The sequence below is a fragment of the Streptococcus infantis genome (genome assembly GCF_047460685.1).
Classification (GTDB): domain Bacteria; phylum Bacillota; class Bacilli; order Lactobacillales; family Streptococcaceae; genus Streptococcus; species Streptococcus infantis_AD.
The window spans coordinates 76,962-95,552 of record NZ_JASHFS010000006.1; the positions used below are offsets into that span (position 1 = coordinate 76,962).

At 33.8% G+C, this 18,591-nt stretch carries 18 protein-coding genes, 1 tRNA gene, 3 pseudogenes and 1 riboswitch; of the genes and pseudogenes, 19 read left to right on the plus strand and 3 right to left on the minus strand.

From position 1 onward, the window contains the following. Positions 1-75 precede the first annotated feature (75 nt). The 16 genes and pseudogenes from QM917_RS04065 (at position 76) to QM917_RS04140 (ending at position 15,436) form a co-directional block, all read left to right on the plus strand. On the plus strand, positions 76-1,050 hold the full coding sequence (locus QM917_RS04065) for a DUF1002 domain-containing protein (RefSeq protein WP_414284953.1): 975 nt from the start codon (positions 76-78) through the stop codon (positions 1,048-1,050). A 72-nt stretch (positions 1,051-1,122) separates the two neighbouring features. Then, positions 1,123-2,478: pseudogene (rlmD, locus tag QM917_RS04070) on the plus strand (23S rRNA (uracil(1939)-C(5))-methyltransferase RlmD); the annotation flags it as partial. A gap of 96 nt (positions 2,479-2,574) precedes the next feature. Then, positions 2,575-2,793 carry a hypothetical protein gene (locus tag QM917_RS04075; RefSeq protein ID WP_414284955.1) on the plus strand — a complete coding sequence of 73 codons (219 nt, stop codon included), beginning with the start codon at positions 2,575-2,577 and terminating at the stop codon, positions 2,791-2,793. A gap of 20 nt (positions 2,794-2,813) precedes the next feature. Continuing rightward, complete coding sequence (locus tag QM917_RS04080) at positions 2,814-3,305, plus strand: nucleotidyltransferase (RefSeq protein WP_049494988.1); 492 nt, start codon at positions 2,814-2,816, stop codon at positions 3,303-3,305. 398 nt (positions 3,306-3,703) lie between these two features. Further along, positions 3,704-4,017: pseudogene (locus tag QM917_RS04085) on the plus strand (23S rRNA (uracil-5-)-methyltransferase RumA); the annotation flags it as partial. A gap of 53 nt (positions 4,018-4,070) precedes the next feature. Then, positions 4,071-5,501: an Eco57I restriction-modification methylase domain-containing protein gene (locus QM917_RS04090; protein WP_414284957.1), complete on the plus strand. Its 1,431-nt coding sequence runs from the start codon at positions 4,071-4,073 to the stop codon at positions 5,499-5,501. A gap of 14 nt (positions 5,502-5,515) precedes the next feature. Next, positions 5,516-7,801, plus strand: coding sequence for an ATP-binding protein (locus tag QM917_RS04095; RefSeq protein WP_414284959.1), 2,286 nt, complete (start codon positions 5,516-5,518; stop codon positions 7,799-7,801). A 15-nt stretch (positions 7,802-7,816) separates the two neighbouring features. Further along, on the plus strand, positions 7,817-8,434 hold the full coding sequence (locus QM917_RS04100; RefSeq protein ID WP_281334860.1) for a hypothetical protein: 618 nt from the start codon (positions 7,817-7,819) through the stop codon (positions 8,432-8,434). A gap of 5 nt (positions 8,435-8,439) precedes the next feature. Beyond that, entirely contained in the window at positions 8,440-9,021 is a 582-nt protein-coding gene (locus tag QM917_RS04105) for an HNH endonuclease (protein WP_414284961.1), read from the plus strand. A 465-nt stretch (positions 9,022-9,486) separates the two neighbouring features. After that, positions 9,487-10,018 (plus strand): annotated as a pseudogene (locus QM917_RS04110) (GNAT family N-acetyltransferase). Positions 10,019-10,378: 360 nt separating this feature from the next. Beyond that, positions 10,379-10,978, plus strand: coding sequence for a hypothetical protein (locus QM917_RS04115; RefSeq protein ID WP_414284963.1), 600 nt, complete (start codon positions 10,379-10,381; stop codon positions 10,976-10,978). Between the two features lie 193 nt (positions 10,979-11,171). Further along, positions 11,172-12,026 (plus strand): ADP-ribosylglycohydrolase family protein, encoded by an 855-nt coding sequence (locus QM917_RS04120; protein WP_414284965.1) that lies wholly within the window; start codon positions 11,172-11,174, stop codon positions 12,024-12,026. A gap of 67 nt (positions 12,027-12,093) precedes the next feature. Continuing rightward, positions 12,094-12,660 (plus strand): hypothetical protein, encoded by a 567-nt coding sequence (locus QM917_RS04125; RefSeq protein ID WP_414284967.1) that lies wholly within the window; start codon positions 12,094-12,096, stop codon positions 12,658-12,660. A 116-nt stretch (positions 12,661-12,776) separates the two neighbouring features. After that, on the plus strand, positions 12,777-14,567 hold the full coding sequence (locus QM917_RS04130) for a DUF262 domain-containing protein (RefSeq protein WP_414273633.1): 1,791 nt from the start codon (positions 12,777-12,779) through the stop codon (positions 14,565-14,567). 72 nt (positions 14,568-14,639) lie between these two features. Further along, complete coding sequence (locus QM917_RS04135; protein ID WP_414284968.1) at positions 14,640-15,053, plus strand: hypothetical protein; 414 nt, start codon at positions 14,640-14,642, stop codon at positions 15,051-15,053. A 2-nt stretch (positions 15,054-15,055) separates the two neighbouring features. Continuing rightward, a complete protein-coding gene (locus QM917_RS04140; protein WP_153225506.1) occupies positions 15,056-15,436 on the plus strand; it encodes a hypothetical protein in 381 nt (126 codons plus the stop codon). Positions 15,437-15,579: 143 nt separating this feature from the next. On the opposite strand, the gene QM917_RS04145 is transcribed toward QM917_RS04140, so the two are convergent. From QM917_RS04145 to QM917_RS04155, 3 genes are all read right to left on the minus strand, one after another. Continuing rightward, a tRNA-Arg gene (locus tag QM917_RS04145) sits at positions 15,580-15,651 on the minus strand. A 107-nt stretch (positions 15,652-15,758) separates the two neighbouring features. Then, a complete protein-coding gene (mscL, locus tag QM917_RS04150) occupies positions 15,759-16,139 on the minus strand; it encodes a large conductance mechanosensitive channel protein MscL (RefSeq protein WP_414284970.1) in 381 nt (126 codons plus the stop codon). Positions 16,140-16,210: 71 nt separating this feature from the next. Next, positions 16,211-16,645, minus strand: coding sequence for a GtrA family protein (locus QM917_RS04155; RefSeq protein ID WP_414284972.1), 435 nt, complete (start codon positions 16,643-16,645; stop codon positions 16,211-16,213). A 28-nt stretch (positions 16,646-16,673) separates the two neighbouring features. Beyond that, positions 16,674-16,771: riboswitch (PreQ1 riboswitch) on the plus strand. Here QM917_RS04155 and QM917_RS04160 point away from each other — a divergent pair. The 3 genes from QM917_RS04160 to QM917_RS04170 all read left to right on the plus strand — a co-directional run bounded on the left by QM917_RS04160 (position 16,769) and on the right by QM917_RS04170 (position 18,460). Next, positions 16,769-17,278, plus strand: coding sequence for a QueT transporter family protein (locus QM917_RS04160; protein ID WP_414284974.1), 510 nt, complete (start codon positions 16,769-16,771; stop codon positions 17,276-17,278). (Overlaps the previous riboswitch by 3 nt.) 111 nt (positions 17,279-17,389) lie before the next feature. Next, positions 17,390-17,809 carry a hypothetical protein gene (locus tag QM917_RS04165; protein ID WP_414284975.1) on the plus strand — a complete coding sequence of 140 codons (420 nt, stop codon included), beginning with the start codon at positions 17,390-17,392 and terminating at the stop codon, positions 17,807-17,809. Between the two features lie 66 nt (positions 17,810-17,875). After that, entirely contained in the window at positions 17,876-18,460 is a 585-nt protein-coding gene (locus QM917_RS04170) for a hypothetical protein (RefSeq protein ID WP_281334849.1), read from the plus strand. The last annotated feature ends 131 nt before the right edge of the window (positions 18,461-18,591 follow it).

The window sequence follows — 18,591 nt, forward strand, 5'->3', positions numbered from 1 at the left end:
GAAAATTCTAGGTGTTTTTATAAGCTTTCTTTAAGGCTAATAGACTATCCTAGATAGGAAAAGGAGGAACGTCTCATGCGAAAGAAATTCTTTCTGACTAGTGCTGCAGTTCTTTTAGCAGTTGCAACTTTGCAAAGCGCTCAAGCAGCCACTGATGTTCAAAAAGTAATTGATGAAACTTATGTTCAACCTGAGTACGTCTTGGGTTCTTCTCTCACTGAAGATCAAAAAAATCAAACATTAAAAAAACTCGGCTATAACGCCTCTACAGATACCAAAGAACTGAAGACTATGACACCAGATGTCTACTCAAAGATTATGAACGTTGCCAATGACTCTAGTCTCCAGCTCTATTCGTCTGCCAAAATTCAAAAATTAGGTGAAAAATCTCCACTTGAAGTGAAGATTGAAACCCCTGAAAATATCACTAAAGTGACCCAAGACATGTACCGTAATGCGGCAGTTACCTTGGGTGTGGAACATGCTCGTATCACCGTTGCTGCACCAATCCCTGTAACAGGTGAAAGTGCCCTAGCAGGTATTTACTATTCACTAGAAGCTAATGGTGTTCAACTTCCTCAAGAAAACAAAGACCTAGCTCAGGAAGAACTAAAAGCCTTGTCAGACATCAACGATGAAAACAAGGACAAATCAGGCTATGATGCCAATAAACTCAATGTAGCCCTTGCCGATATCAAATCTGCTATCGCTAAAGCAAAAGAGTCTAAGGGTGAGCTTACTGAAGATGATGTTCGTAAGATTGTTGAAGATACATTGAAAAATTATAAGCTGGATCAGGTTATAACAGGGAATCAGATCAATGTCATCATCAACTTTGCCTTTAATCTTTCAAAGAGTGACATTCTCAACAACGAAGATTTCACAAAGACTTTAAAAGATTTGAAACAAAGTATCGTGGCGCAAGCAGGAGATAGTTTCAGTAATATCGACCTAAACTTTGATGCCAATAAAGCTATTCAAGACGGTGGAAATATCCTAAGCTCTATTTGGCAAGCAATTGTAAACTTTTTCAAGAGTTTTGGTGCTTAGGTTAATTCATGGTATAATAGATGGTAACAGAACAGTTGCCGTCTTTTTTTCGGCACATAGAAAGTGAAAAATATGTTAAAGAAAAATGATATTGTAGAAGTTGAGATTGTCGATTTGACCCATGAAGGAGCAGGTGTTGCCAAGGTCGATGGCTTGGTCTTTTTTGTAGAGAATGCTCTTCCGACTGAAAAAATCCTTATGCGTGTCCTTAAAGTCAACAAGAAGATTGGCTTTGGTAAGGTAGAGGAATATCTTACACAATCTCCACATCGTAATCAAGACTTAGATTTGGATTACCTACGTTCAGGCATTGCTGACTTGGGGCATCTAGCTTATCCAGAGCAACTCAAGTTTAAAACCAAGCAAGTAAAAGACAGCCTATATAAGATTGCTGGAATCATGGATATAGAGGTCGCAGATACTCTTGGCATGGAAAATCCGATAAAGTATCGTAACAAGGCTCAGGTTCCTGTTCGTCGTGTCAATGGTGTTCTGGAGACTGGTTTCTTCCGTAAGAATTCTCATGACCTGATGCCGTTGGAAGATTTTTACATCCAGGATCCAATCATTGACCAAGTTATTGTGGCTTTACGTGATTTGCTTCGTCGTTATGACTTAAACCCCTATGATGAAAAGGAACAGTCTGGTCTGATTCGAAACCTTGTTGTACGTCGTGGCCATCATTCAGGTCAAATCATGGTTATTTTGGTGACAACTCGTCCTAAAATTTTCCGAGTAGAACAGTTGATCGAACAATTGATTAAGCAGTTCCCAGAAATCGTATCAGTTATGCAAAATATCAATGACCAAAATACCAATGCCATTTTCGGGAAAGAATGGCGTACGCTTTATGGTCAAGACTACATTACCGACCAAATGTTGGGCAATGATTTCCAAATCTCTGGACCATCCTTTTACCAGGTCAATACAGAAATGGCAGAGAAGCTTTATCAAATAGCCATTGACTTTGCAGAGTTAAGAGAAGATGATGTGGTGATTGACGCCTACTCAGGAATTGGGACTATTGGCTTATCTGTCGCTAAGCATGTCAAGGAAGTTTACGGCGTAGAGGTTATCTCAGAAGCAGTAGAGAATAGCCAGAAGAATGCTGCTCTAAACAATATCATCAATGCCCACTATGTCTGCGATACAGCTGAAAATGCCATGAAGAATTGGCTTAAGGAAGGCATCCAACCAACTGCTATCTTAGTCGACCCACCACGCAAGGGGTTGACCGATAGCTTTATTAAGGCAAGCGCACAAACAGGAGCTGACCGGATCGCCTATATCTCATGCAATGTGGCTACTATGGCGCGTGATATCAAACTCTACCAAGAGTTGGGCTATGAATTGAAGAAAGTCCAGCCGGTTGATCTTTTCCCGCAAACGCACCATGTTGAGGCAGTATCACTGCTTGTACGAGCTGAGGCATCAGCGAAGTAGAAGCAGATGTTCTGCCCATGGGATAGCTGTCGTAGAGTAAGGAGTTTACGACGAAACGATACGGCAACAGCGAACCGCTGAATGTTTAAGCTTGTTTGTGAAATATGGATAATCGTTCAAAAATCAGAAGGACTAGAGTTGTATTTGTTGGAATTGTATCAAAATCCGTCTTATAAAGATCTAGTCGCATTTGGGTCCTTAAAAGAAGGAAAAGAATTTGTATCTAAAATAACTGGATATACTCTAGAAAATGAAAATGATTTTGTTCAAGGTAATAAAGTAGAAATAACCAACATTTAGATGAAAGGTTTAGAGTAAACATGAGTCTCTTATTTGAAGAATTTAAAACCATTTGTTTCCATTTAAATCGAGTCGGAATTACACCGACACTGATGGGTTCTTTGGGATTGGAGTTTAGAACGAAAGAAAATTGGGGGCCGTCTGACATTGACATTCATGTGCCTGGTGACCCTAGAGGTTGGGAAGCACCTGATCATCTCAGAATTTATGACTGGGACAAGATAATGAAAGTGATGAAAGACTTAGGCTACGTCTTAATAGATATTCATGAGCATGAATTCCAAAAGGATCGAGTGAGTGTTGAATTTGGAAGTATCGATTCCTTACTTGATTTTGCAGGAGTTTCGGAGTCGGATATAGAGCTTATTCACATTGAAGGCATCACTTTTCGTCTTCCAAGTCTGGAGCAGTATCTAAGTATTTACAAAGCTTCTTCTCAAGACTCATATCGAAATGATCACAATAACAATAAGGATTTTAAAAAGATCGAGTGGCTGGAAAGACATTTGTAAATTATCATATGAAAAGTAGTAAGTTGTAAGACTGGCTGCTATGTTATTTTTATCATCATTTTTATTGGTCATTTAATTTATACTATATTGGCTAGTAATAGAATTAGTAAAGAAAAGGATTTTAAATTTTAGATCAGCTTATCCATTATTGAAAGTAACGATTTTATAATTAGATGATTAATGTTAGAGAATTATCAATTGTAATTCTAAGTGGAGTTATGGATGTCGTTTCTTTTGGAAGTGATGATAATCTTTCCGTTCCACAGTATCATTTTAAAATGATTTTCATTGCCTTTTGTTTATTAGTATAAAAGCAGAATATTACCACATGTTGAGTGTGTGAGTTTGTTAGTGAAACGGAGTTAATCCTCAAAAGGTTCACCCAAACCTTTTGAGTCCCACAAACGCATCACGTTGAGTGTGTGGCACTTTTGTCCAAACTCGACGTCGATAAGCATATAGATGGTGAAATTAAGCTTAATAAGCTCGATTTGACAAGTGCTGAAAGTAAAACAATCAAGGAATATATATATTGAAAAAGTTTGATTTAAAGGTTTCGACACATTTTATTGCACAGATTAAAAAGAAATTTGGTATTGTACTGAGGGAGCATTATAATAAATTGGAAAAAGAGAAATAGTTTATTCCACAATGCATACCGGAAAACGAGGAAACTATCATCGATGCTTTAAGGTATTTTAAGATGATTTAATAGAAAAGGTGCTAATTCAAGTTAAAAATTATATGAAAAAGGAGAGCGAATATATGGAAAGTATTAATATTGAATGTCAAGTGTTTACTCCTCACAATATTGTCGTTGAGATATTAAATCAAGTTGGGTATATAGAAAAGCTATATGGGAAAAAGGTTCTAGAAAATTCTTGTGGTGATGGAGCTTTTCTTGTTGAAATTGTTGATAGATATATTATTGACTGCTTGAAACAAAATTTTTCTAAAGATAGGATAATCTATGGATTGGAAAATGATATATACGGAAATGAAATAGATGAGAAGCACAAAGTGAATTGTATAGATAATTTAAATAGGGTTGCGAAAAAATATAATATTGATTGTGTTAAATGGAATATTGCACAGAATGACTTTTTAAAAAGTTCTATTATCGAAAAATTCGATTTTATTATAGGAAACCCTCCGTATATAACATATTCAGATTTAAATAAAACTACAAGATCTTTCATTAAAAAGAATTTTATAGTGTGTTCAGATGGGAAACCAGATTATTATTATGCTTTTATTGAAATGTCTATAAAGCTATTAGCTGATGATGGTAAATTAGCTTATCTGATACCTAACAACATTTTTAAAAATAGATTTGCAGATAGATTACGTATCTTTATGTTACCTCATTTGTCAGTAATAATTGATTATACAACAGAAAAACTCTTTGAAAATAAATTAATTTCTTCTGCTATTATTATTTGTAATGGCACACAGAACAATAACGATATTCAATATGTAAATAAGGTAAAAAACCGAGAAATAACATTGCATAAAAATAGTTTAACAAATAAGTGGATTTTTAGAAAAAAAGAAGTAGTTAAAAAAAAGGCAAAAAGAAAATTTGGTGATGATTTTAATGCAATGTGTTCGATTGCTACGTTATTAAATGAAGTATTTATAATAAAAAAATATGAAGAATATAATGAACATATATTGGTTAATGGGTATAAAATTGAAAAATCGGTATTAAGAGAAGCCGTTAGTCCAAGATCATTGCAGTATGCCCGAAAAGAATTTTTGATTTTTCCATACTCATATGGAGAAAATAATAGTATATTGCGCTTTGAAGAATCAGAGTTTATACAACAATTTCCAGGAGTGTACAACTATTTAAAATCCTTTAGTGAAAGATTAAATAAGCGTGATAAAGATAAAAATGCACAATGGTTCGAGTTTGGAAGATCACAAGCATTAAACCATCTTAATCAAGAAAAATTATTGTTATCTACTTTGATAACAGAAAAAGTTAAAATACATCACATTACTAAAAATCAAGTACCTTATTCAGGGATATGTATATATCAAAAAGGAGATTTGTCATTAGAAATTGCAGAAAAGATTTTGAAAAGTGATGAATTTTTAAATTATGTTTATGATATAGGGATTAATGCTAGTGGAACAACAATGAGGATTACAGCAAGAGATGTTATGAATTTTGAATATACTTTGGATTAGGAAGAGAAATTACCATGGAGAAGATATCATTCAATGTAGATGCTTATACAGCTCGTTTAATAGGACGGGAAAATGTATCAAAATTAAACGGTGCTATAATTGAATTAGTTAAAAACACATATGATGCGGATGCTACGATTTGTGTCTTATATTATGAAAAAACAACTAATTCGCTATATATCGCAGACAATGGTTGTGGTATGACAAAGGATGTCATTATAAAACACTGGATGACTATTGGAAGATCGACAAAAAAGGATAGATTTATTAGCAAATCAGGTCGAATACAAACTGGAGCAAAAGGAATTGGAAGGTTTGCTTTAGATAGGATATCTGATACATGTGAAATGTTTACTGTTTCTGTGGAAGGAAAGTTAATTTGGAAGGTTGATTGGGAGGATTTTTCAAAGAGTGATAATATTACAGATGTAACAGCAGATTTGTATGAACCAACTGTATCAATAGATGGGTTTCTTGATGAAGTTATTAATTACGAAGTGAAAAATATAATATTAAATAATTTAAAAAACACGGGAACTATTTTTAAGTTAACTTCTTTAAGAGACTCATGGAATGATAATGTTATAAAAAAAATCAAGGACGATTTAATAACATTAATACCATATGAAATGAAAAGTGAATTTCAAGTATATTTCTTTGATGAACAAAACTCAAGTGAAGATGCTGATGTATTAGATGTTGAGAATGCTTTTTCTTATGATTATAAAATTAAATTTAATGTTCTGAAAGATGGAAAAACTTATATTGAGATACATAGAAATGAATTTGACTTTGGTGATAGATTTGATGAAATAATTACACAAGCTGAATTTACTTCAGAAGATGAACAGTATTTTAAAGGCAAATATATTTGTATAGAAACAAACTTTGCACATATGCTACCAAAACGTGGGGAGCAGTTTAAAAATACAATAGGTGAATTTTCCGGAGTTTTGTATTTTGAAAAAGTGACTTCTTCAAAAACAGATGCTGAAAAATATTTCTATAAATTGTCGAATAATCGTAATAATAAGAGGGATATTTTTGGGGGAATAAAAATATATAGAGATAGTTTTAGAGTGAGACCTTATGGAGAACCCAAAACATCTGATTATGACTGGCTGTTATTAGCTGGTAGAAAAAACAAATCTCCTGCTGCACCTTCACATCAAACAGGTGCGTGGAGGGTTAATACTGATCAAATAATTGGATCAATTTTTATTTCTCGCATGAATATTACATTACCAGACCAATCTAATAGAGAAGGTATTGTAGAAACAAAGGAATTTGTATTATTAAAAGAATTTTTAATTAATGTGATTCAGGAATTTGAAAAAGATAGGCAATATGTCTTTCGTAAGTTAGATGCTCGCTATGATAAAATAATGGAAGCTGCAAGGATACAAGCTGAAATTAATAAGAAAGCAGAAGAAGCAAAGGCTGCTAGAGAAGATAAGAAATTTTTAGATGATAGCAGTGAACTCAATCAAAAATCAGAATCTGCTAAAAGTTTTATAGATCCAGAAGAAGCTAAAACCGTTTTAGATCATAAAGATACAGTTATTAAAAACTTAGAAGATGAGAATAGATTGCTAAGAACATTAGCTACAACTGGTATAGTTACTAACACTTATGTCCATGAAATTAAAGATATAACTCATAAGCTAAGCAGAAAGATTGTTATGGCTAAAGAAGCTTTGGAATTAGATAGAAACTTACAAGATGGGTTAAAATATGTAAATGAAGCTAATGTAATGAGAGATTCATTAAATTCATGGTTCAAGGTAACAATAGGTTCTGTAACACGTGATAAAAGAACTATGAAAAAAACAGATTTAATCTTTCTGATATCACAAACGGTAAAGTCATGGGAAGAAACACTTAAAAACGTTTCAATAGATTTAGAATTTCAAGGTTCAGAAATACAATTAAAATGTTTTCCTTATGATATTGAAAGCATTTTTAGTAATCTGATTGCTAATAGTGTAAGTTCTTTTGAATCCTGTTTTTCAGATAATAAGAGTATAAAAATCGTAGTATCTGACTTAGAACAAGAAATTATTATCAAATACAGCGATTCTGGACGAGGGTTATCTCGTGCCTATAAAGATAATCCAAGAAAAATATTAGAACCTATGGAAAGTGATAGAAGAAATGAAATGGGAGAAACTATTGGCACTGGTATGGGTATGTGGATTATAAATAGAACGGTTGCTGACTATAATGGAAGTATAGATTTATCCGATAATATGAAATATACTTCTGGATTCTATGCCACTATAAAATTAATAAAGAAATAGAAGTGGAGGACTGACATGTATAGAATAGGATTTATTGATGATGATCGAGATTCATATGAGGATTATCAAGTACGTTTAGCAAGAAAAAATATTGAATTACTATATCCAGACGGCATTACTGAAATGCCAGAAATAATAGAATGGCTTTTATCTAACGGTATTAAATGTTTTATTATAGATTATAAACTTAATAATAAATTTAAGTTTTTGGGGACGGAATTAATTACTTATATAAATTTGAAAGTCCCTGATTTACCATGCTTAATATTAACTAATTACCCTGAAGAATCAATAAATGAAAATTTAGTAATTATAAATTTGATTGAAGATAGAAATGTTTTAGCTGCAAATGATATAGAAGAGTTTGTAAGAAAGATCAAACAGGCTGTTGATGTTTTTGAAACTAGGTTACATAAATATCATATCGACTATGAGAATCTTCTCAAAGCAAAGAAAAATGGTTCTATATCAGCAATAGAAGAAGAACAGTTTATAGATTTATATAAATTATTACGTGCATATGGTGAAGTAGATGACTTGCCAATTCAGCTTTTAAGTAGCGAGGTTAATCAGAAAATTGATGAAATACTTGGAAGAGTAAATGTTTTGGTAGAGGAAATCGAAAACAGGTAAAAGTTATGCGAATACATGGAGAAAATGAAATTAGTAGAAGTATTGATGTGAATCAAGAAAATGACTATAAAAAATATGTTCCTCATTTGAGAGAAGACTTTAAACATATATGCGGTTATTGTGGAAAACCTGAAGAGGTTACAACAAAAGGTTTTGAACCAGATCATTTCGTTCCTGACAGAATAGATTCAAGTAGAAAACTTGATTATTCCAATTTAGTATATTCTTGTTTCACATGCAATAGAAAAAAACTCGGCAAATGGCCAACGGAAAATAAAGATAAACCCAATGATGGAGAGGTTGGATTTGTAGATCCTGTATTAAAAGAATATGATACTCATTTAGGCAGAGATAAAGAAGGTAGTATTGAATTCTATACAAATATTGGTGAATACATGTATAAAAATGCATTTAGGTTTGATATACGGCCGATGAAGGAAATATGGAAAATTAGTCAATTTATTAATGCAAAGAAAAATTTACTTGAAATTAAGGATAAGCTCACATCAGAGGAATTGATGAAATATTTAGAATTAGATAAGGCTATAGAGGAGTTGAAGAAAATATTATTCGAAAAAAAAGAGTAATCAGATATTATTGCGGTTTTGACTAGATATTAAATCTATAAAATGATGTATCATGATATAAATTTATATAAAAACAAATGCTGATATATATAGTTCATATACGATATTCTGAAGCGGTAAGTTTATTAGAGAAGTGTAACTAATCCTCAAAAGTTCACTGAACCTTTTGAGTAAGTCCATGCGACAAATTGAGACAGAAGGTCGAGAAGGTTCCCTGGGGAATAGCTGTCGTAGAGTAAGGAGTTTACGACGAAATCATACGAAAACAGCAAACCTCTGAGTGCGTATGCTTGCTGGTAAAAAAGTATAGTTAATTGAAATAAGATATGAACAAAGAGGTTAGGAAAGTCAAAACAATGTCTAATAAATGTTTTAGAATCCAAGGCGTACTACTCTAAGTTCACTCCACTATAAAAACTTTCATCTGAAGTGATTTAATAAACAGTTGGAATTTAAGGAGAAAAAATGATTTTAGAAACGGAAAGAATGATTCTTCGCCCATGGGAAGAAAGAGATGCCACTGATTTATTTCAATATGCCAGTGATCCCGAGGTGGGTCCGATTGCAGGTTGGCCTGTACATATTAGCGTTGAAAATAGCAGGGAGATTATAAAAAGTTATTTTTCCGCGCCTGAGACATACGCTATTGTTTTAAAAGAAAGTGGGGAGCATAGGATTGATGATTGGCTCTGCAAATGATAAAGGCATTCCTGATACTGAGGCTGAGATTGGCTACTGGATTGGAGTTCCGTATTGGGGTAAGGGTCTGATACCAGAAGCAGTTCGTGAGATAATGAGACATGGATTTGATGACTTGAATCTGGAGAAATTGTGGTGCGGTTATTTTGACGGCAATACAAAGTCAAAGAGAGTTCAGGAAAAATGTGGGTTCCGTTATCATCATACAAAAGAGAACGTTCCATGTGCTTTGGAAAGTGTTCTTCGCACAGAACATATAACCTGTCTATCAAAGTCAGAGTGGATTTCATTTAAGTAAGGCATAGCTGTCGTAGAGCGATGCATAAACGACGAAACGATACGGTAAGTTCGAACCGCTAAGTGAGTTTCTCTGCTCTTAAAAGTGAACGAAAGGAATAATGAAGAGCGTGAAGGTAGCTTCTCTAATCGAATAGAGGATAAGAATCAGAGTAATAGTTCAAGTTGGGCTTCTGGATACTATAGTCTGACATGATATCAATCTATTTCAGAAGCTGGACAAATTGTAATAACTTTCCTTGAAGGAATTGAGATAGATTTATAAGAGACTGCGACTGTGAAGTTTCAGTCTTTTTCGGGTTTTAATGATATAATGAGATTATAAATGTGGATATTATTTTAATTCTCTGGAGGATGCGTAATGTTGAATTTAGTAAAAGGTCACCGAGTTATCTTGGTAGAAAACCTGTTTGAATCATTTACAAAGTTAACTGAACATTATTTGATGGCGAATGTACACGCAGAAAAAATATTAGAGGTTTTTCAACACTTTATTGCGATTCATGACGAGCCCTTGTTTTTCATTTTGGAATTGCCTGTCAGTATTGATAGAGAAAAAGTGATAGCAAAGAATATTATCAAGGAATCCCATAAGGATGTTTATTATATTGATGCTTGTTCAAGAGAGGAATGCCTAGCACTGTTGATTAGATACGGTGATTTACTTGTTAATGATGGATTAAGTAAGTTTGGATTTGGTGGGCATAAAAGTCATGATGAGATCATGCTTGATAGCTATAATGTTGTGACAATTTATAGTAAAGAACTATCGAAATTTAATGACTTTTTTGAACCTCATAATATTCAATTTGTAGAAGAACTAGTGACTGCTTGGAAAACTTTTTCTAAGACCTCACCAGGAATCTCTGAAATCTATGAAAGTAATGGAAAAACTGTTTATGACTTGCCTGAAGAATTAGCTGAATGGGGAATATATTTAGCTGAAACTCGAACAGAATAGGTATATCTATAGGATTAGAAAGAGAATATTTCAATTCCTCTAATACCCCAAATTTAACTTTAATGAATTTATAGGAGTAAAAGCTAGATGCAAACACACGTTGAGGCGGTATCATTCTTTGTACGATCTAAAAAAAGTAGAGTAGATTTTTAGTATATTTATAGATGTGACATTGGACATTAGGAGGAATCTTATGCTTGGAGCAATTGTTGGAGACATTGTAGGTTCTGTTTATGAATGGGACAATATTAAAACGAAAGATTTTCCATTATTTCGTGATGATTGTTTTTTCACAGACGATACGGTTATGACCTGTGCTGTTGCAGAAGCCATTATGAATGGCGGTCAGAAGGATAACTTTATTGACGCCATGAAGAAATATGGTAGGATGTATCTAGACGCAGGTTACGGTGCAAGATTTAGTAATTGGGTTGATGGCGACGATCGAGAACCATATAATAGTTTTGGAAATGGTTCTGCCATGCGTGTTTCTCCTTGTGCTTGGGTCATGGATTGTAGTTTCTGTGCCAGAACAGGAGCCTGGCCGTCTAGGAGAGCTCTTGCACGACTTTCTGCCGAGGTGACTCATAACCATCCAGAGGGTGTCAAGGGAGCTATGGCGACATCTGATGCTATCTTTATGTGTCGTTATTACTTTGGAGGCTATAGTGGCGACTATGAGCAACCAATCAACGATAATCCTACAGAATGTAAGAGACTCATCAAGGAGCACATAGAGGAAGAGTATGGCTATGACCTATCGAAAACTCTGGATGAAATTCGTCCTCATTATCGATTTAATGAAACTTGCCAGAATACGGTCCCTCAGGCCATCATTGCCTTTCTAGAAAGTACAGACTTCGAAGATGCTATCAGAAATGCGATTTCACTCGGTGGAGATAGTGATACTCTTGCTGCCATCACAGGAAGTATGGCAGAGGCAGCTTATGGAATTCCTGATTGGATTAAGGAAAAGGCCTATACATATCTAGATGAGCCTTTAAAAGATGTACTCAGACGATGGGAGAAAGAAGTTTCAATATCATAATGGAGACTAGCCAGTCAGTATCCTGTGGTGAAAAAATAATGTACGGACAGTTTAGAAAGGATTATCAATGGTTATATTGGAATTGTACCAAAATGATTTTTCTAAAGATTTAGTCGTGTTTGACTCTTTAGAAGATGGAAAAGCCTTTGTAGCTCAAATTCCTGGATATACTTTAGAAACAGAAGATGGGTTTCAAGTGGAGTATGTGAACCCCAAACACTTGCCGGATTATATGGAAATTGTCTTTAACGGAAATATTGTCCCTTTATCTAGATTTTCGTTTAATTTTGAGGAAAATGTGGACATTATTTGGAAAGAAATTTCGAATCTATCCGAACCAAACGATAAAGTGATTGAAGGAGCTACAAAAGTCGATGCTTATGTCATTAACAACGATGAAGTGAAAGCCTATGTAGAAGTCAGAGAAGCAAATTATCACAAGGTAAAAGATTTCTTAGAGCGCAATGGGTATGAAGTTGACAGAAGCTTTTTCGGAAGTGAAGACGGCGAAGCGATTGTCTATAGAAAAAAAGGCGCCGAAGATTGGCACTTCTTGTGTCACTTAGACCCATCGTTTGTAGAGATTGAAGATGTAGAAGGATATGTGAAAGAAGCCATGGAAGATATGCAATAGTTACTCAAAGTTCGTTTTAAGTTTGTAGGATTGCTAGTTAAAGCAATTTGATATAGTGTTCAAAATAATCAATAAAAAAATGTAGTATTTTAGCAAATATAATATGGAGGTTTAAGATGCCAACTACAATAGAAGTTAATAAACAGAGTGTTGAGGCACTACTTGGTAGTGGAAGAACAAAACCATTTGTTATTCCAGAATATCAGCGTCCTTATGCTTGGACGGATGAACAGGTTGAAACACTGTTTGAAGATTTATGGGAATTTACCGTCAGTAATGGTGGTACTGAACGCGAAGGTTCGTATTTTCTTGGAAGTATCGTTTCGTATGAAAATGATAATGGTGAACAGGAAATTATTGATGGTCAGCAACGTATTACCTCTCTGTTTTTATTGTTAAGAGCGATTTACACAAAGCTATTTAATTCTCCATTATCAGAACGAACTCCAGAAGCAAACAATTTTATTGGTAAGATTGAACCTTCAATCTGGCGAACTAATAAACTGACTGGAACAGTTGATTATAAGACTACTCTTCTAACATCACGTGTTGTTAATAATGAAGGTAATGAAATTCTTCGTAAAATTCTCGAAACTGGAAGAGCAAATAAAGATTCTAAAGATAATTATTCTAGAAATTATATTCATTTTCAGGAGTTACTTGATAAACATTCAAGTGAGAATCCCTTAATGATTTATCAGTTCATTTATTCCCTATTAAATCAAGCTATTCTTTTACCAATAACTGCCGATACCCAAGATACAGCATTGACTATTTTCTCTACTTTAAATGACAGAGGTTTACCGCTATCTGATGCTGATATATTTAAAGCTAAGATTTATAACCATCTTGAGGGAAAAGATAAGGAAACATTTATTGAACGCTGGAAAGAGCTTGATGAACAAGCTACAGCAGCTAACGAAAGTATCCAACAATTATTTTATTACTATATGTTCTATCTTAGGGCTTTGGAAAAAGATACTAAAAGTACTACACCTGGTGTCAGAAAATACTATTCGAGTAACAAATTTGAACGCCTTTATCAATCTGAATTATTAGATAATTTATTCGTAATGATCGAATTATGGAAAGTAATTAATAAAGGTGAAGTGCTGGAAGATGAGAGTTGGTCATCAAATATAAAGATAAAACAAACATTAGATACACTTACTTCATATCCTAATGAGTTCTGGAAATATCCGGTGATTATATATTATATTTGTTATCGTAAGGATAAAAACTTTGAGGATAAATTTGCAAGATTCTTAAATAAATTACTCGCTGAACTAATGACAAAATACATTCTTATTCCAACTATCAATGCTGTTAAGGGTGATATTTTGAAATTAAATTCAGCAATTGTTGTATCAGATATTCCTAAATTTGATTTCAAAGAACTAGACCAAGCTCAACTTGAAGCAGGAATCCAAAATCCTCACCGTAATGTGGTGAGAATGTTGCTTAAAACACTTGCTTATAAACATCAGGATTCATTATTACCAAGTAAATGGGAAATCGAGCATATCTTCCCTCAAAAATGGCAAACTAACTATTTTATCGATGAATCAGATCATAAAATCCGAGAGAAAATCGAGCATATAGGCAATAAATTACCATTTGAAAAGAAGTTAAATATTATAGCAGGAAATGGTTACTTTGCTAAAAAGAAAAAAGAATATGCAGCTTCAAAAATCGAAATCACAAAAGTTATGGGACTTTCTGAAATTCAAGAGTGGAATTTAGAGTCAATTTCGAAAAGAGATATCAGGATTTCAGATTCTATTATTGCAATTCTTAAAAAATGGAACAAAGAGTATTCGGTTATTACAAAAGAAATTGTTTCCAATAAACCTTCAGATGAGGATTTAGCTCGTATTGCTGAATTTAAGGAAAAAGGATGGATTTAACGGTAAATCAATAACAAGTAGCTGTGCGTTTTTTAAACTACTTTAGATTTTTATAGAGAGAAAGCGTATGAGATGATTGAAAATAGTGGAGGGAAAGATTTTATGCTAGACTGGAAATCTGTACCAGAGGATGAATATGAAGCTAGTGCAGCTTTTAGCGAAAATAGTCATTACGAGATTTCTACGATGACTTTGAAGGGAAAGAAACATCTGATTCGATTGAAATTTCCCTTCTGTCATTTTTACCAAATTACAGATAGAAACTTATATGATGTTCTTCATCAGATTCCTAGTTCGTCAGAGCTTGAATACTCTATTTATAAGCTAGAAACTAGTAGCTTAATTACAGAAGTGATTCATAGGGCGGGTGGAGTTTTGGCTGAAGAAGACTTGGTTCATTTTCGTATTTGTGCAAAGAATCTAGTTTTTGACTTAGTTCTCTATAAAAATCAAGAGAGTGATATAAGGATAGAAGAGGTTGGTTAAAAATGAAGTGGGTTCATATTGGTGAGGAAATAGAGTATGATTGGTATGAATTACGGTATCAACTTTCTCAAGAAAATCATCTGCAAATTTTTCTTGAGAGCTTAAAGAATCAAAAGTTAAAATACTGTATTGATTTTGGTAAGATTCTTTTCTGCAGATCTATTGATGAGGGGTGGAACCTGAATTTACTAGAAGAAGATTTACTTAGTGGACCAGAAATTCCCTATTTATCAGATGGGATTTTACTTGAAATGAAAGACACTCACCTTAAAAACAGAGTTCAAAAGTTTTATCCTGACCCCATCTATCACTACCAAGTACAGGGAATTAATTTTGGGATAGACGTTCTTACAGAGGCTTTTCCGATTATCAAAAAGATCTAGACTGAAACCAAGGTAAAAGCAAACCTTTTTCAACAATAAAATTGGCTCCATAATATCTTTAGGGAATTTATCCACTAGAAATATTATGGAGCCTGAATCCTTACAGCTTTATCTACAGATTTTGGTAAGTTCTTTATAAAATATCCACCCTGAGGGAATCGAACCCCCATCTCAAGAACCGGAATCTTACGTGATATCCATTACACTAAGGGTGGAAACTTTAATTATTATATCAAAAAAGAGCGCTGAACTCAAGTTTTTTCTAAGCTCAGTAAAAGGAGAATAAAAAAGGATTCAGTATTGAACCGAATCCTCTATATGATTATTTTTTTTCAAGAAGAGCTTTAATTTCTTGAAGAACTTCCAATTCAGTTGGTCCAGCTGGAGCTTCCTCAGCAGGTTCTTCTTTTTTAGTAAGGCTTTGAGCTTTTTCCATAGCTTTAATAACGAAGAAGAGAACAGTACCTACAACAAGGAAGTTGATAATAGCACTCAAGAATTTACCATATGTAACACCATTCCATGCAAGTTCAGCGATGTTTTGTACTTTCGCAGCTTCCAAGGCTGGGTTCAATAGGAGTGGAGTGATGATATCATTAACAAATGAAGTAACGATAGCACCAAAAGCAGAAGCGATGATCACACCGACAGCAAGGTCTACAACATTACCGCGGAGCAAAAATTCTTTAAGATCTTTTAACATTTTCTTTTTCCTTTCGAAATGTTTACAACCTAAATTATAACTTAATCATCTGTTGAATGCAAGAAATATGCTTAGTGTTTTTTAAAAACAAAAACTTTACTGAAGATGTAATTGAGGACTATGATAGTAACTTGTGCAAAAATAGTCTCAATTGTATTGATGGTATTGAGATTATCACCTACAAACTGACCGATAATATGGGGGAAGCTCGTCACAAAAATAAAGGTCAGCAGCAGGTCTAAGAGAAAGGTTATGAATCTAGCGGTCGTAAATTTTATCAGACGCTTGAACCAATTTTTTCGTTTCTGTTTAAAAACAATGGTATCGTTGGTGAAAAAAGCAAACAAAATTCCAGTTATATTTCCCAGAGCAGTCGCCCATAATTCTTGTTGGCAAAGGTAAAAAATCGTGATACGAACAATGATCGAAACAAGAGTAGTTGTAACCCCGAAAAATAAGTAGGAGAGGATTTCATTATCGAAGAATTTTTTTATGTATGTTTTCATAAAAATAGTATAGCATAAAGGAGATAAATGTGCTATACTTGAAAGGTTGACTTGTTCAACCCTTGGTGCTTAGCTTCTTTCACCAAGCATATTTTACGCGGGTTAATCGCTAAAGGAGAAAACATGAAAAAACTAACTATCCGTGATATGGCAGATATTGCCATTGTCGCAGCAATTTATGTGGTTTTGACAATCACACCACCCCTTAATGCTATCAGTTACGGTGCTTATCAGTTTCGTATCTCTGAAATGATGAATTTTCTTGCCTTTTACAATCCTAAGTACATTATCGGTGTTACTCTTGGCTGTATGATTGCTAATTTCTTCAGTTTTGGAATCATCGATGTCGCAGTTGGTGGAGGCTCTACGCTTGTCTTCCTAAGTTTAGGCGTATGGTTGTTTAGCAAATATAAAAAAGACTATCTTTTTAATGGATTGATTCGTAAAGATCATTTCTTCTTTTCAATTCTTTTTTCGATTTCAATGATCACCATTGCTGCTGAATTGAACATTGTAGCAGAAGCGCCATTCTTCTTTACATGGTTCACTACTGGTATTGGAGAATTCGCTTCCTTGATTGTTGGTGCTATTCTTATCGGAAAAATCGGTAAACGTCTTGATTTGACTAGATAATGAAATCATATCAAGTATTCATGAAAAGGTCTGAACTCTGTTCAGTCTTTTTCTATAGCCCCAGACTCTCAACAAAAGTGGTATAATAAAGAAAAAAGGAATTATTTTAATATGTATAGTTATCGTATTTCAGTTTTTGAAGTTCTTTGGAAAAATCAGGTCATTAGATTTTTGTTAATTTTTTTAGCACTATTTTATTTCTATCTTTTTTTCCAAAGAGTTAAGACATCCTTAAAAAGTGGTGGGAGTATGTTGGATCCTTTTCATATTGCAAAGGGAAGATTATACATTCACACGATTATTCTTTTTAGAAAAAGGATTGTGCCTCTAGCTGAAATTAGACAGATTGATATTGATTACATTCGAGGGAGAAGAATGAATGGGGACAGGTATCATCTGTATTTTACAAGGAAAGATGGAAAATCTTTTACTTTTCATTTTGGGAAAAGCAAAAGAAACGAGGAGTTAGTGAAAAATCTTGCCAATGTGGCCAAGAAGTGCCATATTAAAATCTATTATTATTATTATTAAGAGTCGATTGCTAAAATTGAATTGTTGTCACTTGTGACAATTGTCAAAGCCAGGAGAGTAGCTAATATGAATCAACTACAAGTAATAAGACAAGATAAACAACTAAGAATTTTATTGATGCAAGAATGCGATATTCTCTTTTATGACCAGTTGAAAGAGGTTGAATTTTCTCAGAACAATGAAGTTTATTCTCTTTCGCCCATAGCCTTTGCTAAAGACGGCAGCGGGGGAGAATATGTAATTCTTGAGGATGAGAGTATTGGCTTTATAGGGAGTGAAGGCCAAGTTGGTCGGGTAGCAGAAAGCCTTGATGACTTGCTTACTTTCTTAATTCATGCTGGTTCTATCTCAGACTTTTCCTGTCGGTTACTCTACCAAAACAAGGATTTGTTGGCAAAATTCTGTCAGAGATTTATCAATAAAGCACGACAAAACTACCAGTCAAAAGGCGAAAAGTGGGACAAAGTGAGAACTCTACTTGCGCAAGAGTTGGGACTTAAATTTCAGCCAGAAAAACTGCAAGAGTTAGCCTTCAATTTTTATCAATCAGCGATAAGAACTCCACTATTTACTTGTAAATATGGTCATGGTGAGAATGAATATGTCTGCGATTCTGTTTTGTCAGATATTGTTGGCTTGTGGGTTTCATAGCTGGTAAGGTTGACTGCAGAAGAAATTGAAGCTTTTACAAACACTAAAAACAATCAAATGTAAAGGACAAAAATTTATTTCCACTTAAAATATTTTATGTTATAATATTAACAATGATGTTTTAAGGAGTT